The sequence below is a fragment of the Paenibacillus sp. IHBB 10380 genome (assembly GCF_000949425.1).
Taxonomy (GTDB): Bacteria; Bacillota; Bacilli; order Paenibacillales; family Paenibacillaceae; genus Paenibacillus_AQ.
Window position 1 is genome coordinate 5,176,383 of the sequence record NZ_CP010976.1, and the last position, 23,700, is coordinate 5,200,082.

Consider the following 23,700-nt stretch of genomic DNA (forward strand, 5'->3'; position numbering starts at 1 on the left):
ATAAAGCACTGCTCAATGAGCTTGTTGTTTTTTTGTTATTTTTTTCAAGAATAAAGAAACAATAATTGCAATGATAGAAATAATTAAACCAAGCATGAATGTACTATTGTATCCATTAATTGAAGCAGCTAATTGTTCGGTTACATCATTTGGATTTGTGGATTGTGCTAAATAACTTTTAGAATTTGCTGACATAGTAGCAATGAATAATGCTGTACCAACGGCTCCTGCAACTTGCTGTAATGTACTGAAAATAGCAGATCCGTGTACGTAGTATTCAGATGTTATTTGGTTCAATCCATATGTTTGTGTGGGTACCATTACTAGGGCTACCCCTAGCATTAAAAGGCAGTGAATAAAAATGATTTGAAGTGTTGTCGAATGTAGAGTTAGTCCCGTAAATAGATACATAGCAGTGCTAATAATTAATAGTCCAGGGATAATAACAATTCTAGCACCAAATTTATCGAACAACTTTCCTGAAGTAAGAGACATTAATCCATTGATGATACTTCCAGGCAGCATAATTAATCCTGATTTAAAGGCTGTCGCTAGTAAAACACTTTGTAGAAACATGGGCAATAACGTAATTGTTGAGAACATAGACATCATCACGATAATCATGAGTAAAGTAGAGAGTGAAAACATTGGAAATTTAAAAGTACGTAATTCCAAAATTGGATTCGAGATACGTAATTGACGAATCACGAATGAGGTCAATGAGAAACCACCTATAATAATTGCCAAGTAGACTTGTGGATTTGACCAATTCGCATTTCCAGAAGCACTAAAACCATAAACGATACCACCAAAACCTAATGTTGATAAAATAATGGATAGTACGTCTACTTTGGGTTTTGTCATAACGGATACATTTGCAAGGTAACGATATCCAATCAGAATTGAAAGGATAGAGAATGGAATCATGAGATAGAATAACCATCGCCAAACAAGTGTATCAATAATGATACCTGATAACGTCGGGCCGATGGCAGGAGCAAATGTGAATATAAGGAAGACAAGCCCCATAATTGATCCTCGTTTTTCAGGAGGATAAATAATTAGTAAGGTGTTCATTAATAAAGGGATGATAAGGCCCGTACCAAGAGCCTGAATTATTCGAGCGACTAATAGTGTAGTAAAAGAAGGGGAAAAAGCTGCGATGATCGTACCTATTAAAAATGTAGTCATCGCTATTAAAAATAATTGTCTAGTGGTGAGCCATTGTTGAATCAAAGCTGTGACAGGTATAAGCACTCCAACAACTAGTAAGTAAGCTGTGGACAACCATTGTATTGTAGTGGCACTTACTTGAAATTCACCCATCAGTACGGTCAATGCATTACTTAATAAGGTTTCGTTCAATGTTGCTGCAAAGGCGCCCGTCATTAAGGCGACTAAGATCGGCGTTCTTTTTAAATTTTTGAAATGAATTTCCATACATATTGCTCCTCTCGAGATAGATAATAATAGTTGGCTCATTTCCTATTTTATATAGGAGTATCGATGGGAAATATAATCAATAGTTCAACAATGGATAGTTAGGCGACAGAGTAAAGTATTTGTCTGATATAAAATATAAAATATAAAATATAGGGGGTTCTACGGATGGATTTAAGGAAACGGCGCTCTATGCAGTTTTTATGGGAAGCTTTTTTTAAATTAATGACGGAAGAAAAAAGATCCTTTTCAACCATTACCGTGGACCAGATTTGTGACAGGGCAATGATCCATCGCTCAACATTTTATAAGCATTATGATGATAAGTTTAAATTGTTAGAGTATGGGTTGAATCAACTGATGGAGGGATATTGGAATATTCCACTAGAAAAAAGAGTGTTAAAGCCGTTTTATTGGTCCAATGAGTTTTTTAAAGATTCCGAATCTTATAAGTTAGTCAGTGCCCAAAAAGGCGATGAGCTTTTTTTCGATTGCATGACGATTTATTCCATGCGGTTGCTAAAGCAAGATTCGTTGAAGGTGATACAACATCATAAGACGATCAATGTACCGCATGATTTGTTGGCCAATTTTTATGTATCTACAATGGTTACATTAAGTTCGTGGTGGAGTAAAAAGCCGAATCGTGTGAGCTTAGAGCAATTGGATGAATACTTTCATGAATTAGTTAATGAAAACATTTTTGATTTTGGAAAAGAAGCGTCTAATAAAGAAGATTAGAAAAGAACATATGGTGGATACAGACAGTTGATTCCATAGAATTGTGTAAATGAAGAAATTCATAAAAGGAAAGCCATGAAGTAAATACTCAACTAGAAGAGACATTGTTTTTATAAACAACAGTTACGATGAATATAAGTAGACAAAATGTCTACTAAACTGAGAGGTACTTAATCATTGGCAATACGGTGAACCGTATCATAAGTAGGGTGAAATTTTCAGAAGTACCTCTTGATTCACCAATAAGGCGCAGCGAAATTAGCTTGTGAAGATGATCCTATAAAACAAAGCGAGTCAAGGGAAATGAGCTCACCTAAAAGGGCGAGCAGAAGCGTCCAATGACACTAAAGGATGTGTCAAAAAATAAAAAGCATAACTATGACAATCCTTGTCACTATTAGCGATTATGATTGAGCCAGGTACGTTAATCTTAAATCCTATTTTATAATGGAGGGAAAACAGATGTTGAATTCTCACAATGGAATTGCAGCAACGAGAAAATATTTTAAATCAGGAGACCTTCAGCTTTCCTACCTTGACTTTGGTGGAGAAAGCGACCAAGTACTTGTTATGCTTCATGGGTCCATGGCTAATGCAAGAACATTTTCAGATTTAGCAGCTAAATTTAATGACTGGCGGGTGATTTGTTTAGATCAACGCGGTCATGGTTGGAGTGAGCATTCTCATGAAAAGGAATACTCAAGAGATTATTATGTAATGGATATTTTAAACCTAATTCAAACAGAACTTGGTGGACAACCTGTAACGATATTGGGGCATTCATTAGGCGGACTAAACGCTTATCAGTTCGCGGCTCGTTATCCTGAATTAGTCAAGGTTGTTATTGTTGAGGATATCGGTGCGGAAATTATTGACGACGTTTCCTTTGTCGACAAACTTCCGTTTCGATCAGCTTCATTAAAAGAACTGAGAGATTCTCTGAAAAGTGCAGGTATTCGTGCGATAGATTATTTTTCAGAAAGCGTGTTTGAGGATGAAAAAGGCTGGGGGTTCTGCACCGACATGGAAGGGTTGAAAGTAACTGCTTCGCATGTAGATGGAGATTGGTGGGAAGATTGGTTATCTTCCAAATGTCCTATTTTGCTGATTCATGGCAGAAAAAGTATCTTTCTTGACTTAGCCCAGGCGGAACGGATGGAAGCAAGAAGGCCAAACACAAAACTTGTCGTATTCGAAGAATGCGGACACGGCATCCACTCCGATGATTTAAACGGTTTTTATCAAGTAGTGAACGAGTTTCTCAAGAGGGGATGAACGAATTATGTATATAACGATTTCGGATTTTATCACAGAATGGAAGAATGAAGCTGTATTAACTCAAAAAGTTTTAGACAGTTTAACAGATGAATCATTACAGCAGCAAGTATATCCCGAAGGTCGCACTTTAGGAAGAATTGCGTGGCATTTTGTAACGAATATCCCTGATTACTTGACTGAATTTGGACTTGTGATCGATCAGGTACAACATTCAGATGAAGTACCATCTGCAATAAAAATCGCTGAGACCTTTAAAAATATAAGTTCTGATGTAGTTAAAGCTGTTGAAGGACAATGGACGGATGATGCTTTAAAACAAATACAAAATTCCTTCGGCCGACAGGAATCGAATGCTACCATCTTTATGGGATTGATGAACCACATTGCTCATCATAGAGGACAGGTTACCGTTCTTATGCGTCAAGCGGGGTTACGTATACCTGCGGTATATGGTCCTTCGAAGGAAATTTGGATGCAAATGGGAGTAGAAAAGCCACCACTGTGAAAGTGAAACCACTGAAAAAGTCTCTTTGCCAAAAAAGGTATAACCACTTAAGAAAAATGAGGAGGTTATACCTTTTTTCTGTCTTCTGGGTAAACAACGCCATCGAAACCTCTATGCACGTCTATGCGAACGCTAAAAGTGGGTTGAGGATTTGCGGCGAACTTTCCGTGGAAGCCGATGAGTGCTTAGGGTCGGGTTTTCTCCATAATCAACAGTGATCTATAGTGGGATAGGAAAGCGTATGAGGAATATTTCTCATGGAAAGGAAAAAGCGGTCTATCAAGAGATCATTGAGGCAGAGAAGATCGTTTAGAAGAGCACGAAGGTAAAACGAAATTTGTAAACCATGCAGAATATGATTCAGCTGAAGCGCTTCAGGAGGTCTTGGATATGGGGATAGAGCGAGGATATACGGAAATACTTGATTGTCTTGATGAGCATTTGCAAGCGATCCAATAAACAACTCCTGCATGAAGCAATGGGCTTCACATAGCAACACGTATCGATAAAAAAGATTTCTACATGAGAAGAAGTCTACCTTGACAGTATGAACTGCCAGATGATATAGGTCCGGGCGATCAAGGCGAAGATATCCGAGCCAAGGCTGTAGGCACCAATCCTCCACCCGTCGATCACTCCTAATTTAGTGTTGCTTTCTAGTTCATCATAAGAAATAATGGTGACAATAATTGTCATAAACTCATATATTTAAAAAAGAGGGATGGTCGGGATGTCCAAATCGAAACGGCTGATGGAGCTAATGATGACGGTTAACCGTAAACGGCGGTTCAAGGTTCAGGAGCTTGCAGACCAATTCGGCGTCTCAAAGCGCACGATTTTGAGGGATTTGCAGGAATTGAGCGAGCTGGGGGTGCCGCTCTACTCAGAAGTAGGGCCGCATGGGGGCTATCAGGTGATAAGGGAGAGGGTGTTGCCTCCGATCGCATTCACGGAGGGTGAGGCCGTGGCAATGTTTTTTGCGGTTCATGCCCTGCGCCATTATTCCTCGCTGCCATTCGAAGCAGAATCCGCTTCTGCGCTAAGCAAGTTCTATCTCCATATGCCCGGGGACGTTCGCGACCGGATCGATAGCATGAAGGATCGGGTCGACTTCATTACGCCGACCAGGCGGGGCGATGCTCCCTGCTTATCCATTCTCCTTGATGCCGCGATTCATCGAAAGGTGCTTGTCATCAAGTACAAGTCTAAGGATGAAGGAACGAGCAATCGGCAGATCCAGCCTGTAGGTATCTATGCGAACAACGGTTTCTGGTATTGCACAGGTTACTGCTTCCTGCGCCATGGTTTCCGCGTATTCCGGTGCGACCGTATTAGTGAGGCGGTATATGACGTGACCGGTATGGAGCCGCTCGATCTGGGCGGCATCCGCCTTAGCCGGCGGGAAGTAGCCAAGCCGAGGGAGCCCATTCACCTTTGCGCAGAGTTGAGTCGAGCCGGTGTCCAACGGTGTGAAGCCGAACTGTGGCTTGCTCCAATGCTGGTCGTCTATGAAGACGGAAGCGGTCTGATCGATACGGATGTGTCCCGTGGTGACATTCCTTTTCTTACTGAGTTTTTCATTTCCCTGGGGAATGAAGCCATTCTGCAGGAGCCAGCGGAATTGAGAGATTCAATCCAAAGCAGGCTTACTGAGTTGTTGGCTTATTACTAATGAACGGGCATCGTTTGACAAGTTCTACTTATAAGCCAATCAGCGCGCCACGCGTACAGAAGCATTAACGATCATTATGAATGTATTAAACCTTGATCCGCAATTGAAGCGTCTATTGGATTCCTAGAAATAATACTGTTTACGATTAGAAAAAGAACCTTATTTGATGATCCAAATACGATAATAGTATTCGGGATAGGGTGACCTCTAGATATAGGCATCTCCTTTTATTTCGTCCTATAGATGTTACGCTGAACCGTACCACAAATAGTGGTAAAGCGGAGGGTAGAGTTAATTGTGAGTTTAAATGAGCGCAATATAATTTAGTTGGGGGCACGATGTGTGATCCATTGTGTAATGAATTCAATTAGCTTTTTTGCAGCTGGAGAGGCATTTTTAAAAGTATCGGCAGCAATGCCAATAGAACGATAATACTCTCCTTCCAATGGGCGGCAACATACATTGCCTGGGAGTTGTGACAAAATCATTTCGGGGAGAATACTTAACCCTAAACCGTTTTGTACCATGGCGATTATGGCATGGTCATCTTCTAATTCATATTTGATTCTTGGTGTAAGTTTATTTTGCGAGAAAATTCGCTTTACATCGGTGTCACAACCCGCAATTGGCATGATAAAAGGTTCATCAATCAATTGCTCTAGACGGATGGTTGATTGGCGTTCGAGGGGGTGATTCGACCACATAATGCACACCATCCTATCTTTTTGAAGGGGTACCACATGAAATGCTTCTCGAGTAGGCAGATTTACAAATCCCAAATCAGCAGATCCATCTGCAATCCATTCTTCTATTTCATAGTAGTTACCATCAAGTAGTTTTATTTCAATATGAGGAAATTGATTCTGAAATTGTTTAATGATTTGGGGCAACCATTGAATCGATACACTAGAGAAAGTACCTATCTTCACTGTACCGATTTCGACTCCCTTTAACGCAGCTACTTCTTGATTTAGTTTTTCATTAAGTTGTAGGATTTCTCTGATATGTGGGATCAAGCGTTCGCCATCGTTGGTTAGCCGGATACCCGATCTGTTCCTTATAAGAAGACTCAGTCCGAACTCAAGTTCCAAGCTAGAAATCGCATGACTGATTGCTGATTGTGTTAAATTCAATATCTCTCCTGTTTTGGTAAGACTACCGATTTCGACTACCTTACTGAAAATCTGATATTTAATTAGATTCATAATTAATTGTCTCCTCTATAATACATGAGAAAAATTCATCAAAGTTATTATAAATATTCATTATTTTTATCTTAATTATAATAGTATAATCTGTTTTATACAAAAACATCTACGATTGAAGGGGAGCTTGATCGGAATGGTTCATGAATCAAACGGATCATATTATGCAGTCATATTTTCAAGTCAACGCACGGAGGGGGAAAACGGATATAACATCATGGCTGAAAAAATGGAGGAGCTTGCAACCCAACAACCTGGGTTTTTAGGAGTAGAAAGTGTCAGGGATCCTTCAGGAGTTGGTATTACCATTTCCTATTGGGAGAGCCTGGATGCGATTAGTAACTGGAAGCAGCATCAATCTCACAAAGTTGCTCAGGAGAAAGGTAAGCAAGATTGGTACCAAAATTACAAAATCAAAATTTGTAAAGTTGAAAGAGAGTATTCCTTTTAACACAGACAGTGTGAGTATAAAAAACATCGTCTTCTGTAAATCAGAAGACGATGTTTTTTATGAACGCTGCTTTACCAATGAGTAACCGTCTCGCACACTTGAAACCAACTTTAATGAGCCGTTGGTTCGTAATTTATACTTTGCTTATATTTCTCCGAGAAAACCGTTTCTTCTTGATCCTGTTGTTGGCATAGGAGCAGTCGGAGTAAAAGGCATGAATATCTGGTAGTATATGAAATATAAGACTTTCATCAGGGGGACTAAATGAGTGAATATTCAGTTGACTACCGACGTCATTAGGACGTGGTGCGGAAAAACCTCTTACGATAAAGGAGAGACCTATTATCTAGCTGGCAAAGTACTTTTTACTACTTTCGATCAAGAATCTGATATTTATAGAGCCGCCGTTACAGGAAACAGTAGTGAACAGGTAACGGTTAGCGCAGAGCCAGACGGAGAGGTGCAAGCGGAATGCACCTGTCCGACGTTATCCTCCTATCCATTTTATTGCCAACATATCGCTGCCGTGTTAATGGGTCTCTATGATATTCAGGAGCAGGGAAGTTCGGCGATGTCTTTGAGTAGTGCTAAATCTTATATGGAGGATGACCTTCCAAGGATTGTAGATGGGGGACTTGAATTGACTAACTTTGTGCTGGAGTTGTTCACCGATAAGAAGTTACGATCAAGCCGGGCCAGGCCCTATTTCGACTCTCGGACTTCCCTAGATGTGGAGTTTATTTGTAGGCTTGTTGCTAACGGTTATAACAGGTATATGTTCAGCATTGAAATGAAGCTTGGCCCTAAACGTTTGTATGTTGTACAGAAAATAAGAGACTTTCTTGAAGCCATAGATCGTGGGGAGAGTTATGTATTCTCCAAGCATTTTACTTATGATCCGGAGATCCATAATTTCTCGCAAGCAAATGATGATGTGATTCGCCAGCTCATCCATATGTATAACAGTGAGCAAATGTACCGTGAGTCATCGAATTTGGATTCCAATCAGAGGATTAAGACGAACGACAGGATGTTAAGGATTACTCCTATCTACTGGGACAAGCTGCTTGTCTTGCTAGGTAAGGCTACATCTGTAAAATTGGAACACAATCGAGTGATATATGATGGAATTGCTGTATCCGAAGAAACTATGCCACTTCATTTCGAGTTTGATCAAGTGCAGGTAGGTGGCTATGAATTAGATATCCAAGGATTGGATAATATCGTTGTGATGGAGTCTTATGGTATGGCTGTATCAGAGGGTAAGCTGATGAAGTTATCGTCTGAACAGTGTAAGCGACTCGCTGAACTGAAGTATAGGTTAGAAATTTCCCATAAGCATCGCATTCAGATCCCACAGGAGCAGTTAGAATTATTTGTGGATAACGTGATACCGGGTCTTATGAAGCTGGGTAGTGTACACATCGCCAAATCCGTATCTGATCGCATGATACATACACCTCTAAAAGCTAAGCTATATTTGGATAGAGTCAAAAATAGACTATTGGCGGGTCTGGAATTTCACTATGGTGATATCATGATTAATCCTCTAGAAGTAGAAAGCCCCACAAGCAGCAATGAACGTATTCTTGTGCGGAATGGGGATCATGAAACATCCATTTTGGCGTTGATGGAGCATAGTTCTTTTTATAAGACAGAAGGTGGCTATTTCTTAACGGATGAAGATGCAGAATACGAATTTCTGGTCTATGTGGTTCCGCAGTTAGAGAAGTTGGTGGAGATCTACGTTACCACGGCTGTAAAAGAAAAAATCCACAGGGGGCATACTGCTCCGAGCATAAGGGTAAATGCGGATTCACGAAATGATTGGCTGGAATTTCAATTTGATATAGCCGGAGTTGCAGAGGCGGAGGTTCGTAATCTGTTGGAGTCCCTTGAGACTAAGCGTAAATACTATCGCTTACCGAATGGTGCGCTATTGCCACTAGAGGCAGAGGAATTTCAAGAGATTATACGTTTCATGAACGACATGAATATCGGAACAGGGGAAGTGATAGGGAATACCCTTCGTCTTCCACTTGTCCACGGACTTCATCTAATGGATGTTCACAAGGAAGGGAATACGGTTAAATTAGGTAAATCGTTACGACGTCTCCTCGAGAATATGCGAAATCCAGATCTTCTTGATTTCTCTGTTCCTGAGAGTCTTGCCCCTGTGCTTCGTGATTATCAGCAGTATGGATATCAATGGATGAAGATGCTCGCCCATTATCGATTTGGTGGTATTCTGGCGGATGATATGGGGCTTGGAAAGACTATACAAAGTATTGCATTTATTGTCTCCGTACTACCTGAGATCCGAAGTCAGAAGATGCCAGCCCTGATCGTCGCTCCGGCTTCACTTACGTATAATTGGAGGAATGAACTGAAGAAGTTCGCACCAGAGGTTCGGACCCACATCGTTGACGGTAGCCAAGAGGAGCGTAGCCGTGTGTTGCAGGATACATCTGAGGTAGACATCATCATTACCTCCTATCCACTGCTGCGCAGAGATATTAATGCGTATGCCAAGTTGTCATTTCACACGCTGATTTTGGATGAGGCTCAGATGTTTAAGAACTATACGACACAAACAGCGCAGACGGTAAGGAAGATTCAAGCTCGGCATCGTTTCGCCCTTACGGGTACGCCGATAGAGAATTCAATTGAAGAATTGTGGTCTATATTTAATGTGGTCTTTCCTGCGTTATTTTCAACTAAAAAGGAATTCGCTGCTCTAACTAGAGATAGCGTAGCGAAGAGGATTCGTCCGTTTTTATTACGACGGCTTAAAAGTGATGTGTTGAAGGAGCTGCCTGAAAGAATCGAATCGCTGTTGGTTTCCGAATTGTTGCCTGATCAGAAGAAGCTGTATATGGCTTATTTGGCAAAGTTAAAGCATGAGACACTGAAGCATCTGAATGATAAATCTTTTCACAAAAATAAGGTGAAGATCCTAGCCGGTCTGACGAGACTCCGCCAATTGTGCTGTCATCCAGCTCTATTCGTTGAAGGCTACACAGGGAGTTCAGCTAAGTTCGAGCAACTGCTGGAGACGATAGACGAATGCCGACGTGCAGGGAAAAGAATGCTAATATTCTCGCAATTTACAGGGATGTTAGGGTTAATCGGTAGAGAACTTGGTGAACAAAGGGTGCCTTATTTCTACCTGGATGGCAATACTCCTGCGTCTGAACGAGTCGAACTATGCAACAGATTTAACGAAGGTGAACGCGAATTATTCCTTATTTCATTAAAAGCCGGAGGCACAGGACTTAACTTAACGGGAGCGGATACGGTTATCTTGTATGACCTATGGTGGAATCCTGCAGTGGAGGCACAGGCTGAGGCACGAGCCCATCGTATCGGGCAGAACAAGGTTGTCCAAGTCATACGCCTTGTTGCCCAAGGCACGATGGAAGAAAAGATGTATGAACTCCAACAGAATAAGAAGAATTTGATCGAAGAAGTGATTAGATCGGGGGAAGAAACATCATCCGTTCTGTCGGAGCAGGAGATTCGGGAAATTTTGATGATAGACTAGTCACAGGACTAGTCTATGTGGTTTCTCCAACGTGGAATTGATACGGTCTCTTCTGAATTCTGCAATATCCACATTCATACTCAAAATACTGACTAACTCAGTACCTTCCCATTTAGGAGGGGAGTTACCGCGTCGTCGATCTGTGGCAATTAACTAAACGTAATTGAAATCGATTTCATTTCATGCTATGCTTAAAACGAAATAAAATGAAAGCGCTTTTTTAATCGATTAAAAATGAATTTCAGGGGCCGAATAGTAAATGGATATTAAAATTATTGATGTAGCAAAAGCAGCAAATGTTTCACCGACTACTGTCTCTAGGGTACTGAACGGTAATCCGCTAGTGAAAGCTAAAACTAGGGAAAAGGTGTTACGGGTTATCGAAGAATTGAACTATGTCCCTCATGCGGCAGCAAAAAACTTACGCCAACAAAAGACGTTGACTCTTGGTGTCATTGTGCCAGATATTATGGTTTCTTACTACACTAATTTAGTTAAAGGAATTCAGAACAAGGCGCACGCTGAGAAGTTCAAGGTAGTCATCTGCGACACACAAAACAACAAGGATATTGAACTGGATTATCTTCAATTACTGACCAACAAAAGTGTCGATGCTATGATTTTGACAGCGTCAATGTTATCCAATCAAGAGGTAATGGAATTTGTCGATCGGGGCTATCTGATCGGTTCAATTGGGCGAGGTACTGTGCTTCCAAACACATGTAACGTTCAAACGAATACTGTGCAAAGTGCAAAGCAAGCAGTTGAGCATCTTATTGAGCAGGGGCATACAGATATTGCATTTATTAGCGGCTATACGAACGCTGTAGACAGTCTCGACCGTCTCGAAGGATACAGGATGGCGTTAAAGGAGCATGGCATTCCCTTTCGTGAGGAAAATGTAGAAAATGGCGATTTTAATAAAAGAGGAGGCTATGCGGCCATTCAGCGTCTTTGGGCCAAAGATCTTCATTTTACAGCCGTATTCTCAGCGAATGATGAGATGGCGTTAGGTATTTACGATGCCTGTTTGGAAGCCAATATATCTATCCCTCAAGATCTTGCTGTATTTGGCGTAGATAATGAGAGGGTTTCAAGGTATCTAACACCACAGCTAAGCACAATTAATCAATTAAAGATTGAAATGGGCTATGCCATTGCAGAAATGCTTATACAACAAATTAATGGTGATCTTCCGAAAGACCATAATCGTATAGTCGTGATCGACTCTCAATTACAGATTCGCGGTTCTTCTAATTATAAAAGAGTGTAATTTTTAAAATTCACTTATGTTTTACTGCGAAACGAGCTTTTGCTGCCTAAGGGCAGCGTCAGCCGTTTACAATTTGATAAGAATAGAACTCAAATTGACTTCATAGAATGTTGATTAAAGACATTTATGAAATCGATACCATTTTACATCTGACACTGGATACATGTAATTGTATCAATATAAGAATGACGCAAAGGGGATACCGAAAAATGAGAAACAGAAAGATGTTCATTGTATCACTGGTATTGTTATTGGTCGTATCTGTATTAGCTGCTTGCTCAGGCGGAAGTGCACCGGCAAATGAAGGTGCGGCAAAACAGCCGACAACAGATACGAAAGAGCAAGAGAAGGATCCTTCCTGGAAGAATGAAAAGATTACATTGAAATTTGCAAGCTGGGAGGATAAAAGCTTGGAGGCCAAAATGATAGGGGCTTTCATGGAGAAATATCCTAATATTACTGTCGTAAAAGATGAAACCATCAACTGGCCATGGACGGATGCTTTAACTGCAGCTGCTAGTGCTGGTAATTTGCCAGACGTATTTTGGCTGGAAAATGTACCGGTGGGTGTAGAAAATGAATGGCTTCTCGATCTGACACCTTATTGGGACGCTGATGAGGAAACACAAGCCATCTATCCGAATGTTACGAAACAGGCTGTTTACGGAGGCAAGCGGATGGCATCACCTACATTCCAGTTCATCATGGGCGTATTTTTAAACAAGACGTTGCTGGAGAAAAACAACATTCCACTGCCAAGTTATGACTGGAAAATTACGGATATGATCGATATTGCTAAGAAGGTTTCAAATCCGTCGGAGCATATTTATGGGATTGGTGGACCATGGGGCAACTTATCTTTTGATGAACATTGGCCAATGGCGAATGTTTCTTCCTTAGGTTACAACACTTTTGATGGTGAAAAGTTCCATTTCACCAACCAACAATGGATCGATGGCTATAATCAAAAGATTGAACTTCGTAATTTAAAGGTTGAAGAGCGCATGACCAAAGAAGAGAAAACAAAGGTGTTTGGAGATGAAGGTGCATGGCCGCTTCAGAAGGGGCATGTTGCAATGGGGATCGACGGTTCATGGAATGTGGGATCGTTACCTGCAGAAATGGAGAAATCCGGGGCTGGTTTGATGGACTTCTACCCGTACCCTGGTGGTGATGCGGGACAAAGAATGCCGGTTGTACTTGATTATATTGGTGTATCATCCACAACGGAGCACCCAGAAGCAGCTTATGAACTAATGAAGTTCATGTCCTGGAGCAAAGACGGATGGTTGAATCGTCTTGAGCTGTACAAAGAGTTGAAAATGAATATCGATAAATTCCCGATTGCTAACTTTCCAGAGGTCTGGGAAGTCATTGATGGAGAAGTGAAGTTGGACGGAATGAAAGCAGCACTTAAACTACTTGATAATGCAGTTCCAGACTACAATAAGACGCTACCAGGCTTTAGGGAATACAATGTTTGGGCGAATGATGAGCAGAAAATCTTGGAGAAGTTCGCAAATGGCGAATTGAAGCCGGCGGATAAAGCGAAGGAACTGGAAGATAAGGCGAACGAGTTTGTTAGCAAAGCGATGCAACGATTAAACCAATAATCTTCTGACTGTAGGTGTGAGGGTCATAGCGACTCCCTCGCATCTACGGCATTACTAAGAAGTATAGGCAGGGAAGAGACAATGAGAAAAAACTTTCAAACATTGCTAATAGCCATAATGATCACAGCTCTTCTTGTCAGCGGGCAAATCGCTCCGCTGGTACAAGCGGAATCGGATCAAGCGGAGTCGTCTCAGGCAGAATCAGCAGTAGGCTCGCTTCAACTTCTTGAACAAAGTTATACAGAGAAATTGCAGGAATGGTCAGATGTTCCCAACATTAAAGAATCACAAATTGTTGTTTCGCCTAGTGAAGTTAAGGCTAATACTGGCTTGACTGTTCCCCAAAGAGATAGCTTTGGATACAACGGAGAGACAGTGCGTTTGGATAAGGATACAAAGATTGTGGTAGACGTCAATGTCAATGAGGCTGGACTATATCAGCTGGCTTTTGATTATTACATTGTGGATGACAGTATATTACCTACTGAAGGATATATACAAATTAACGGACAGTATCCGTTCTATGAGAGTCGGCGTATCTTGTTTCCAAGTCTGTGGGAGAACAAACCGTTATCAGAACAATGGGATCGGTACGGTAATGAACTGCTGCCGGGCTCGCAGAAAGTGAAGAAATGGCAAACCGTGTATGCCATGGATGCAAGCTTCTTTCAGATGGAGCCGCTCAAGTTTAAGCTAGAGCAAGGCGCAAATACGATTACGATTGTCAATAAACAGGGGAAGATGTTGCTTGGTAATGTGACAATCGAGACCCCTACTGAGATAGAGACGTATAGTAACTATTTAGAATCTCAACCTGTGGTAGACGAGAGCATAAAGAAGGTTGAGGAACTACTGATCACCGAAGCGGAGAAACCACTGTATAAAAGTGATTCATCCATTCGGGCCGTATCTGCACGGGAAAGCAGATTGACTCCGTACGATACAGGGAAGCTTCTGCTTAATATCATTGACCCAAATTCCTTCAAAGAAGGGGGACAGTCACTGAGTTGGGAACTAGAGGTGCCACAGGACGGATATTATCACATTTCTTTTAAATACATGCAAGATAAGTTATATGATTTGCCAGTTTTTCGCCGAATTGAGCTCGATGGAGCCGTCCCTTTCCGTGAAATGGACAATTATGCTTTTCACTTCACGAAGAAGTGGAGAAATGAAACACTCGGCGACGAGAAGACGCCTTATCAGTTTTATTTGAAAAAGGGTAAACACACGCTTGCTATGACGGTTAATTTATCCAATATGCGTCCATTGGCGGAAGATATCGTTTCCAAGATGAAAGAAATCAGCCGTATAACACTAGAGATTAAGAAACTCACGGGCAACAAAAGCGATCAGAATCGCGACTGGAATCTTCTCGAGTATATGCCGGAACTGGATCAGCAACTGTTGAAATGGGCAGATGATCTAGATCAACGATATGCTGAAATAGGCCTACTTAACCCGGAAGTCGAAGAGATTGGTGAGATTGTTAACCTTAAGCTGGCGGCTAAACAGCTACGTTCGCTAGCGAAAGAGCCCGATAAGCTACCGAATCGGCTAAATTTATTTTCCGAAGGAACAGCGTCAGCATCCCAGCTACTCGGTACATTGTTGCAGAGTATTTCGGAGTCACCACTTGCTTTGGATCGTATTTATGTAGCTCAGGAAGAGAAGCTACCCTCTCCTAATGCGGGATTTTTTGAAAAACTGTGGGAAATGGTCAAACGCTTCTTTCTTTCATTCACAAATCAGTCTTACTCAAGCGCTTCCAAAGCTGAAGGTGAGCTAGAGGTTTGGGTGAATCGGCCAAGACCCTTCGTGGAGCTTATGCAGAAAATGATTGATGAGAAGTTTACACCGAAATCGGGCGTTGCCGTGAAGTTGTCCATCATGCCAGATGAGAATAAGCTCATCCTTGCAAATGCATCGGGAACACAGCCAGACGCTGCTTTAGGTGTCAGTAACTGGATTCCTTACGAGCTTGCAATTCGTGGTGCGGCATTGGACTTACGACAATTCGAGGGCTACGAGGAAAGCGTCAAGCGTTTTTCTAAAGGATCTATCATTCCATTTTCCTTCGAGAACGGTGTATATGCGCTACCGGAAACGCAAAACTTCTGGGTGTTGTTCTATCGTCAAGACATTCTAGATTCGCTACAGTTAAGCCCCCCGGATACCTGGAATGATGTCGTCGAAATGTTACCTGAGTTGCAGCGGCTTGGCATGAACTTTTATGAACCGTTAGCGCTGTATAAAGGTTTCAAGCCGTTTAACGCGACAACGCCGTTCATCTATCAATTTGATGGGGAGCTGTTTGACGATAGCGGAATGAGTACCGATATTGATAGTGAACAAGCGCTCGAAGGTATGAAGTTTATGACGGATTTATTTACGATCTATAATTTGCCGCAGGATGTACCTAATTTTTATCATCATTTCCGTTATGGCACAATGCCAGTCGGCATATCAGACTTTAATACTTACATTCAATTGAAAGCGGCTGCACCGGAAATTGCGGGTGCGTGGAAGATTGCGCCGCATCCTGGGGTGGAGAAGGCGGATGGGACAGTTGCGCGCTGGGCACCATCAGGAGGGCAGACGGGTATGATTTTTGAAGGGACGAAGTATGCGGAAGAGTCCTGGGAATTCCTTGATTGGTGGTTATCAACCCCGACTCAGGTTGAGTTTTCGAATCTCATGCAGACGACCTTTGGCATGACCTTTATGTGGAATACGGCCAACCTCGAAGCACTCGAGCAGATGCCTTGGCCGGAGGAAGACAAAGAGGTAGTTGCGGAGCAATTCAGATGGGTTCGAGAGGCGTCCCGTGTTCCAGGTGCTTACATGGTTGAAAGAGAAATTAGCAATGTGTGGAATAGAGTTGTGTTTAACGGAGACAATCCGCGGACAGCGATTGATGATGCGGTAGTACGCATAAACCGCGAAATACTTCGCAAAATGGAAGAGTTCGGTTATTATGCAAACGGCCGAATGATCAAGAAATATCCGGTTCCAACCATAACAACGATAGACAAGTGGGTTGAGAAAAAATGAAGACACGTAAATGGAATGAAGCTTATCTGTTTCTGACGCCTTATATTTTATTGTTCGGTACATTTATCGTCATTCCCGTTATGGTGGCGATGGGGCTCTCCCTGACTTATTTCAATACCGTGGGGATGCCGGAATGGATCGGGTTCAAAAACTATATCGATCTGCTGACGCATGATGAGATTTTTATGCAGTATGTACTGCCCAACACGATCAAGTTCGCATTGATTGTAGGACCGGGTGGATATATCATCGCGTTTCTTCTTGCATGGATGCTTTCACAGATTCCAAGAAAGTCACGGACAATACTTGCACTCATCATTTATTCCCCTTCGATGACGATGGGGGTCGCCATGTCGGTCGTATGGACAATCATTTTCAGCGGCGATCAAGCGGGATATGTCAACTCTCTACTGCTCAATATGGGGCTCATTAATGCGCCTATCCAATGGCTACAATCGCCCGATTATTTAATGACAATTATGATTATTGTGTCCTTATGGAGCAGTATGGGTGTAGGCTTCCTTGCGATGCTTGCAGGGGTTCTGAATATTGATCAAACGATCTATGAGGCAGGCTATATCGATGGAATCCAGAATCGATTCCAGGAAATTATATACATTACGATTCCTTCAATGAAGCCGCAAATGCTGTTCGGCGCAGTCATGGCCGTCGTTACTACGTTCCAGGCTGGTGAAATCGGCGTTCAGCTTTCTGGCGGCAACCCGACACCGCAGTATTCGGGGCAGTTAATAGTCAATCATATTGCGGATTACGGTCTTATTCGCTATGAGATGGGCTACGCGAGCGCTATTTCGGTTATTCTGATCATCGGCATCTATATGCTGTCGAAGTTTTCCTGGAAATTATTTGGAGAGAAAGAGTAGGGGGTGCAAGCACTATGTCTTATCAAGGTACAAAAATAAATCCATCAAAGTTTCAGCGAGGCCAATTGAAATTTTATGCGATTCTTATTCCATTATCCCTTTTTATGATGCTACCGATCGTCTTTATTATTTCTCATGCATTTAAGCCGATTGATGAGCTGTTTGCATTCCCGCCGCGCTTTTTCGTGCAGAAGCCAGCGCTCGATAACTTTCGAGACTTGTTCTTTACGACGTCGACATCGGGTATTCCATTCAGCAGATTTATATTCAACAGCTTGCTAGTCACTATATCCGTGATGTTCTTATCTGTAGCCATTAGTTCACTAGCGGCATATGCGATGTCCAAGATGAAATTCAAGCTTAGCAAAATAATGTTTGAGGTCAATACGCTTGCTTTAATGTTCGTACCGATTGCGGTGCAAATTCCGCGTTACCTGGTTGTGGATCGAACGGGGATTTTAGACACGTATTCAGCTCATATTTTGCCGCTTCTAGCGATGCCGATCGGGTTGTTCTTGCTGAAGCAGTTTATTGATCAGGTACCTGATGAGCTCAAAGAGGCTGCAATTATCGATGGAGCAAGTGAGTTTACGGTCTTCCGAAAAGTGATCGTACCCATTATCAAGCCAGCGCTTGCAACTGTTGCGATTCTTGCTTTCCAAGCGGTGTGGAACAATGTCGAGACGTCGAATTACTATGTGAATGATGAGAGCCTAAAGACATTGTCTTTCTTTATGAGCACGATCGTATCATCATCCGGAAATACAGTTGCTGGTCAAGGGATGTCGGCCGCCGCTTCTCTAATTATGTTCATTCCGAACCTTATCATTTTCGTTCTGCTACAAAGTAAAGTTATGAACACAATGGCACATTCAGGCCTGAAATAGAGGAGACAATCATGAGAAAACAATTCGGCAAGATATTGTTGCTTGTTCTCGTCGTCTTCTTATGGACCTGGCCCTCATCCGTAATATTGGCGGAGGCGCCTTCCAAAACCTATACGGAAGACCATAACAGGCAGTTTGTTCGAACCCAGGACGCTTATTATCCTATAGGTTCAATTGAGAAAGTGGGAGAGCTGGAATTTTCCGGACCTTCCGACATCTATATAGACGCTCGCGACCGCATTTATGTGGCGGATACGAACAACAGCCGCATCGTTATCATCGATGAAGGAGGAAACTTACTTCGTACTATGGGTGAGAAAGTGCTGAAGACGCCGACGGGAGTGTTTGTTGATCATCAGGGGTCTGTATACGCAGCTGACAGCGGACTCGGCCAAGTCATAAAGTTTGGCGAGGACGGTGAAGTGAAGCAAACGTTCGATCGTCCGGACTCTCCCCTATTCGCGAAGAAGAGTCCATTCAAACCATTAAAGGTAACGGTAGATAAGCGCGGTAATGTATACATTATTAGCGAAGGTACGACCAATGGGATCGTTCAAATGAGCTCGCACGGCGACTTCCTCGGGTATTTCGGAAGCAACGAATCCCAAGCGGGCTTACGAATGATGCTAGAGCGGTTTATCTTCACCGATGCACAGCGGGAGAAGCTATTCCAGAATGTGCCGCCTTCTCCAACAAACACGGCCATTGATGACAAAGGGTTAATCTATACGATTACACAGGGGGATGATGGCAAGTCTGTCAAACGTTTTAACATTTCCGGCTTTAATCTGCTTCCAACGGATATGACGTTTGAACCGAAATATACAGATATTTTTATTTCACAGAGCGGAAATATATATACGATTAGTCAAAATGGATTTATTTATGAATTCGATACGGAAGGCCATTTGCTGTTCTCTTTCGGTGCACCTGATGACGGTAGGTCGCGAATCGGCTTGTTCCAGAATGCCGCTGGTATCGCGTTGGATTCGCGAGACAATATTTACGTCATTGATAAAGAAAGAAATAACATTCAAATTTTTGAGCCAACTGAATTTACGAATCTCGTTCATCACGCGCTGGATTTGTATAAGGAAGGCCATTACATCAAAAGCCGAGAACCGTGGATGCAGGTATTGAGACAGAACAATCTATTCGACCTAGCTCATAAAGGCCTGGCAGACGCTTACTACAAGCAGCAATTATACACCAAGGCGATTGAGGAATATGTGATTGCGAACGATAAAGAAGGGTATTCAAATGCTTTTTGGGAAGTGCGCAACCGATGGCTTCAAAATAACCTGATTTATGTGTTTTACGGATTAATATCATGGTTCGTGTTACGGTTTCTGTTGCGATGGCTACAGCGTAAAACCAACATGTTGGAACCGCTGATTCGAATGAAACAACGATTGCTATCAGCATCGTTTGTTCGTCAAGTATTATATATATTCCAGTTTATTAAGAATCCATTTGACGGATTTTATGGCATTAAGGAAGAGAAGAGAACTTCCTTAGGGTCTGCTACATGTTTATATGCCCTTTTCTTCTTGCAATATATATTTTCGTTGTATTATACGGGATTTATCTTCAACAACGTGGAGCCATCCAACTTGGTTTTACTTCAAGAAATTGCGAAGGTTTTTGCACCATTTGCACTTTGGGTTATCGCAAACTACTTGGTCAGTACGATCAATGAAGGCGAAGGTAAATTTTCCGAGGTGTATATAGGGACTATTTATGCGATGGCGCCATACCTAATGTTTAGTCCAATCATCGTCATAATCTCAAATGTGCTGACCTATAATGATGCGTTCCTTTTTAGTTTTCCGAACGCAATTATCATAGTTTGGTGCACTGTGATCATGTTTATGATGGTTAAGGAAATCCACGATTTCTCTGTAAGCGAAACGATTCGTAATATTTTGACTACAGTGTTTGGCATGTTGATTCTGAGTCTAGTGTTATTTATCGTGTATGTATTACTCGATCAAGTGTACGATTTTGTTTATTCTGTCATACGGGAGCTGATGGTACGTGCGGAACTCTAAATGGATAAAGACTATCGTAACAGTCTGCATCGTATTGGCAGCCGTAACTATAGTGTGTTTTATGTTTATGGACAAGAAACCTGCTGTTGGAAATATGGAAGTAGCAACCGATTCTGAGCTACAGGAGGTATTCCCAGAAAACGGAGGGAAGGGAACACCTCTGTCATCCTCATACCGGAAAGTGGCGGAGAATGACCGACTCGAGCTACGACTCAAGGAACAAAATTTGTCTATCCAAGTTGTGGATAAAGCATCTGGATATATATGGTGTTCCGAAATTATCGATAAGGACTCCAATGAATCATGGACCAACTTCATGTCGTCGGGATTATCATTACAATATTTTGAAAAGGGCAAACCCAACTCGACAAGAACAGATTTAGTATCACAGACAAATAAGTCAATTACGTTCGAGCCTATCGATAATGGATTCAAAGCCATTATCCGGTTAAATAATTTGAAGCTCGGAATGGAACTCCAGGTTGGGCTGGAGCAGGATCAATTGGTCGTCCATATTCCGCAGCAAAGCATAATTGAAGGGGATCAGATCAAGCTGGGATCTGTTTACGTCTATCCTTTCCTCGGCGCTACCAAAGCGGATGAGAAGGACGGTTATATGTTCATCCCTGATGGACCCGGGGCGCTGATCCGTCTTGCAGACAATAAAGGTAAATTCAAAATCCCGTATGAAGCAAAGATATACGGGGTAAACGAGGGAATTGAGACGGTTAGTCCTGACGTCTTTACTAACCCGCCAAACACTGTACAATATCCAGTATTTGGTATTGTCCACAGAGAAGGCGGAAACGGATTGTTCGGTATCGTAGAGAAGGGCCAATATAATGCGAAGCTTCTAGCATACCCGAACGGTGTGAATACGCCATATAACTGGACGGGCGTACAGTTTCTATCTCGAGAGTCCTATCTGCAGCCAACGAGCAGGTCGTTGGGAGGTATCGTTGTCTTCGAGAAGATGAGACACCCGGAGGATATGCAGATTCGCTATACGTTTCTGAATGGGAAGAACGCCAGTTATACAGGTATGGCCAAGATGTATCGAAGCTACTTAGTAGACAAGGATGCTCTTAAGAAACAGGAAGACAGGGATGAAGCCATTCCAATACAAGTAGATGTACTCGGAGCGGAAACAGAGAAGGGTATGCTCTCGAAACGACTTATTCCGTTAACTACTGTCGGCCAACTGGAAGAAATGCTGAAGGATATGAGGCACAGTGGAATCGGGAATATGAACGTCGTCTTTAAAGGATGGAACGAAGGCGGTCTGTCTGGAAGTAGTCCGTCTCCCGTCAAATATGAGAAGGAGATCGGCTCTAGTAGTGACTTCCAGCGGCTCGCTACAGAAATCTCGGAACAGGGTGGGAAACTTCATTTATACAGCGATTTTACAGTAGCCTACGAATCGTCCAAACGTTTCTCTGCACAATCGGATGCAGCTAAGAAAATAGATAAGTCGATTCTGACTTTGCCGACTTACAAGCAGGTTTATGACAAGATGTATTATCTATCTGCGGATAACACGAGTAGGATTGTACAGCAAAATATGAAGAAATATACGGATCAGAACATATCGGGTGTAGCTGTGGACTCGACGGGTTCGGTGCTGTTCTCCGAAATGGTCAATGGGAACACTTCAAGCCGCAGTCATACAGCAGAAACTTATTTGGCTGCTATGAATGAGCTCTCGAAGGCTGTCCCTTCTGTGCTGATGTATGGAGCGAACGATTATATGCTTCCTTATGCAAATCAAGTTTTAGACGTTCCGATAGACTCTTCACAGTACATTTATATTAGTGAGACGGTACCATTCGTACAAATGGTGCTGAAGGGCTACAAGGACTATTATGCGCCATACGGCAATTTTTTTGCCAATCCGCAAACGAATCTTCTGCGAATGATCGAAACGGCGTCGTTTCCTTCGTATTACTTGACTCATGAGTCTTCTTACAAGCTCAAAAATACGAATTCCAACGATGTCTACACATCCTCCTATGAGGATTGGCGCGAACCTATGGCAGAAACGTATCGAATGCTGAATGAAGCGTTGCAACCCGTAAGAGATGCAGCGATGGAAGATAGGGTAGTGCTCGAAGACGGTGTTGTACAGGTAATTTACGACAGCGGAATGGCCGTTATCGTCAACTACACGAGCCGTGACTATCACAGGGGAAATATCAGTGTGCCAGCAAAAGGCTTTCAAGTAATCGAGGTGAACCGCTGATGGCTAAAATGAAAATAACGAATAAACGTAGAAAGGCGATCATCGGGCTTACGTTCGTCTCACCGTGGATTGTCGGGTTTCTAATCTTTACGTTGTATCCGATGATTCACTCTATGTTTCTCAGCTTCCATCAAGTGAAGATTACGCCAGTTGGAATTAAGACGGTGTATATCGGTCTGGAAAACTATAAATACGCCTTTTTCTCAGATCCGGTATTCATAGAAAAGATATTAAAATATTTGCAGGAAATGGCGCTTAATATACCGATCATCATCGTTTTTTCTTTAATCATTGCTCTTTTGATCAATCAAAAAATTAAATTCCGTGGGATATTTAGAACGATCTTTTTCCTTCCGGTTATCATCACGAGCGGTCCGGTTATTAACGAGCTGCTAAGTCAGGGTGCCACATCGATACCGAATATTGAACAGTATGGCATGTTCACCATGATAGAGAACACCTTGAGTCCGTTTATAGCTGAGCCCATTATGTATTTATTTACGCAGATCATTATGGTTTTGTGGTTCTCCGGTGTACAAATACTTATTTTCTTGGCTGGCTTGCAGAAGGTCGATCAATCTCTGTACGAGGCGGCTCGCATAGACGGAGCATCTCCTTGGGAATCGTTCTGGAAGGTAACGCTTCCGATGCTCATGCCGCTCGTCATTGTCAATGTCATCTATTCAATCGTTTACGTCTCGACGTTCGCACTGAATGAGATCATTATTTTGATTAAGAACAATATGTTCAGTACGATAACCGGCTTCGGCTATGCTACTGCGGTAGCGTGGATCTATTTCATTATTATTACTCTCGTGCTTGCGATCTGGACTGGATTGCTGAGCCTGAAGAAGCGGTAAGGA

At 42.3% G+C, this 23,700-nt stretch carries 16 protein-coding genes; 14 read left to right on the forward strand and 2 right to left on the reverse strand.

Translation table 11 applies throughout. The features are described from left to right. Window positions 1–12: 12 nt before the first annotated feature. A complete protein-coding gene (locus UB51_RS23495; RefSeq protein ID WP_144407060.1) occupies window positions 13–1,440 on the reverse strand; it encodes an MDR family MFS transporter in 1,428 nt (475 codons plus the stop codon). A 168-nt stretch (window positions 1,441–1,608) separates the two neighbouring features. Here UB51_RS23495 and UB51_RS23500 point away from each other — a divergent pair, with 168 nt between their 5' ends. The 4 genes from UB51_RS23500 (at window position 1,609) to UB51_RS23520 (ending at window position 5,636) form a co-directional block, all read left to right on the forward strand. Beyond that, complete coding sequence (locus tag UB51_RS23500) at window positions 1,609–2,181, forward strand: TetR/AcrR family transcriptional regulator (RefSeq protein ID WP_044879386.1); 573 nt, start codon at window positions 1,609–1,611, stop codon at window positions 2,179–2,181. Between the two features lie 462 nt (window positions 2,182–2,643). Then, window positions 2,644–3,456 carry an alpha/beta fold hydrolase gene (locus UB51_RS23505; RefSeq protein WP_044879387.1) on the forward strand — a complete coding sequence of 271 codons (813 nt, stop codon included), beginning with the start codon at window positions 2,644–2,646 and terminating at the stop codon, window positions 3,454–3,456. A gap of 7 nt (window positions 3,457–3,463) precedes the next feature. Beyond that, on the forward strand, window positions 3,464–3,964 hold the full coding sequence (locus tag UB51_RS23510; RefSeq protein ID WP_044879388.1) for a DinB family protein: 501 nt from the start codon (window positions 3,464–3,466) through the stop codon (window positions 3,962–3,964). Window positions 3,965–4,694: 730 nt separating this feature from the next. Then, entirely contained in the window at window positions 4,695–5,636 is a 942-nt protein-coding gene (locus UB51_RS23520; RefSeq protein WP_044879390.1) for a helix-turn-helix transcriptional regulator, read from the forward strand. A gap of 323 nt (window positions 5,637–5,959) precedes the next feature. Here UB51_RS23520 and UB51_RS23525 read toward each other — a convergent pair whose 3' ends face one another. Then, entirely contained in the window at window positions 5,960–6,841 is an 882-nt protein-coding gene (locus UB51_RS23525) for a LysR family transcriptional regulator (protein ID WP_044879391.1), read from the reverse strand. A 136-nt stretch (window positions 6,842–6,977) separates the two neighbouring features. On the opposite strand from UB51_RS23525, the gene UB51_RS23530 reads away from it, so the two are divergent. From UB51_RS23530 to UB51_RS23575, 10 genes are all read left to right on the forward strand, one after another. Continuing rightward, window positions 6,978–7,292, forward strand: coding sequence for an antibiotic biosynthesis monooxygenase family protein (locus UB51_RS23530; RefSeq protein WP_044879392.1), 315 nt, complete (start codon window positions 6,978–6,980; stop codon window positions 7,290–7,292). 268 nt (window positions 7,293–7,560) lie between these two features. Continuing rightward, window positions 7,561–10,836, forward strand: coding sequence for a DEAD/DEAH box helicase (locus UB51_RS23535; protein ID WP_044879393.1), 3,276 nt, complete (start codon window positions 7,561–7,563; stop codon window positions 10,834–10,836). Between the two features lie 259 nt (window positions 10,837–11,095). After that, a complete protein-coding gene (locus UB51_RS23540; RefSeq protein WP_044879394.1) occupies window positions 11,096–12,109 on the forward strand; it encodes a LacI family DNA-binding transcriptional regulator in 1,014 nt (337 codons plus the stop codon). A 209-nt stretch (window positions 12,110–12,318) separates the two neighbouring features. After that, on the forward strand, window positions 12,319–13,722 hold the full coding sequence (locus tag UB51_RS23545) for an ABC transporter substrate-binding protein (protein ID WP_044879395.1): 1,404 nt from the start codon (window positions 12,319–12,321) through the stop codon (window positions 13,720–13,722). Between the two features lie 81 nt (window positions 13,723–13,803). Continuing rightward, window positions 13,804–16,776: an extracellular solute-binding protein gene (locus tag UB51_RS23550; RefSeq protein ID WP_044879396.1), complete on the forward strand. Its 2,973-nt coding sequence runs from the start codon at window positions 13,804–13,806 to the stop codon at window positions 16,774–16,776. Further along, window positions 16,773–17,660 carry a carbohydrate ABC transporter permease gene (locus UB51_RS23555; RefSeq protein ID WP_044879397.1) on the forward strand — a complete coding sequence of 296 codons (888 nt, stop codon included), beginning with the start codon at window positions 16,773–16,775 and terminating at the stop codon, window positions 17,658–17,660. The genes UB51_RS23550 and UB51_RS23555 overlap by 4 nt, the downstream gene beginning before the upstream one ends. Window positions 17,661–17,674: 14 nt before the next feature. Beyond that, window positions 17,675–18,547, forward strand: coding sequence for a carbohydrate ABC transporter permease (locus UB51_RS23560; protein ID WP_044879398.1), 873 nt, complete (start codon window positions 17,675–17,677; stop codon window positions 18,545–18,547). 11 nt (window positions 18,548–18,558) lie between these two features. Beyond that, window positions 18,559–20,598 (forward strand): YIP1 family protein, encoded by a 2,040-nt coding sequence (locus UB51_RS23565; RefSeq protein ID WP_052676050.1) that lies wholly within the window; start codon window positions 18,559–18,561, stop codon window positions 20,596–20,598. Further along, entirely contained in the window at window positions 20,585–22,837 is a 2,253-nt protein-coding gene (locus tag UB51_RS23570; protein ID WP_044879400.1) for a DUF5696 domain-containing protein, read from the forward strand. The genes UB51_RS23565 and UB51_RS23570 overlap by 14 nt, the downstream gene beginning before the upstream one ends. After that, complete coding sequence (locus UB51_RS23575; RefSeq protein ID WP_199924967.1) at window positions 22,837–23,697, forward strand: carbohydrate ABC transporter permease; 861 nt, start codon at window positions 22,837–22,839, stop codon at window positions 23,695–23,697. The genes UB51_RS23570 and UB51_RS23575 overlap by 1 nt, the downstream gene beginning before the upstream one ends. The last annotated feature ends 3 nt before the right edge of the window (window positions 23,698–23,700 follow it).

What these genes read in the sequence shown, in the direction of transcription:
- UB51_RS23495 (WP_144407060.1), bottom strand. Translation starts at nt 1,440, where the DNA reads ATGGAAATTCATTTCAAAAATTTAAAAAGAACGCCGATCTTAGTCGCC.
- UB51_RS23500 (WP_044879386.1), top strand. Translation starts at nt 1,609, where the DNA reads ATGGATTTAAGGAAACGGCGCTCTATGCAGTTTTTATGGGAAGCTTTT.
- UB51_RS23505 (WP_044879387.1), top strand. Translation starts at nt 2,644, where the DNA reads ATGTTGAATTCTCACAATGGAATTGCAGCAACGAGAAAATATTTTAAA.
- UB51_RS23510 (WP_044879388.1), top strand. Translation starts at nt 3,464, where the DNA reads ATGTATATAACGATTTCGGATTTTATCACAGAATGGAAGAATGAAGCT.
- UB51_RS23520 (WP_044879390.1), top strand. Translation starts at nt 4,695, where the DNA reads ATGTCCAAATCGAAACGGCTGATGGAGCTAATGATGACGGTTAACCGT.
- UB51_RS23525 (WP_044879391.1), bottom strand. Translation starts at nt 6,841, where the DNA reads ATGAATCTAATTAAATATCAGATTTTCAGTAAGGTAGTCGAAATCGGT.
- UB51_RS23530 (WP_044879392.1), top strand. Translation starts at nt 6,978, where the DNA reads ATGGTTCATGAATCAAACGGATCATATTATGCAGTCATATTTTCAAGT.
- UB51_RS23540 (WP_044879394.1), top strand. Translation starts at nt 11,096, where the DNA reads ATGGATATTAAAATTATTGATGTAGCAAAAGCAGCAAATGTTTCACCG.
- UB51_RS23545 (WP_044879395.1), top strand. Translation starts at nt 12,319, where the DNA reads ATGAGAAACAGAAAGATGTTCATTGTATCACTGGTATTGTTATTGGTC.
- UB51_RS23550 (WP_044879396.1), top strand. Translation starts at nt 13,804, where the DNA reads ATGAGAAAAAACTTTCAAACATTGCTAATAGCCATAATGATCACAGCT.
- UB51_RS23555 (WP_044879397.1), top strand. Translation starts at nt 16,773, where the DNA reads ATGAAGACACGTAAATGGAATGAAGCTTATCTGTTTCTGACGCCTTAT.
- UB51_RS23560 (WP_044879398.1), top strand. Translation starts at nt 17,675, where the DNA reads ATGTCTTATCAAGGTACAAAAATAAATCCATCAAAGTTTCAGCGAGGC.
- UB51_RS23565 (WP_052676050.1), top strand. Translation starts at nt 18,559, where the DNA reads ATGAGAAAACAATTCGGCAAGATATTGTTGCTTGTTCTCGTCGTCTTC.
- UB51_RS23575 (WP_199924967.1), top strand. Translation starts at nt 22,837, where the DNA reads ATGGCTAAAATGAAAATAACGAATAAACGTAGAAAGGCGATCATCGGG.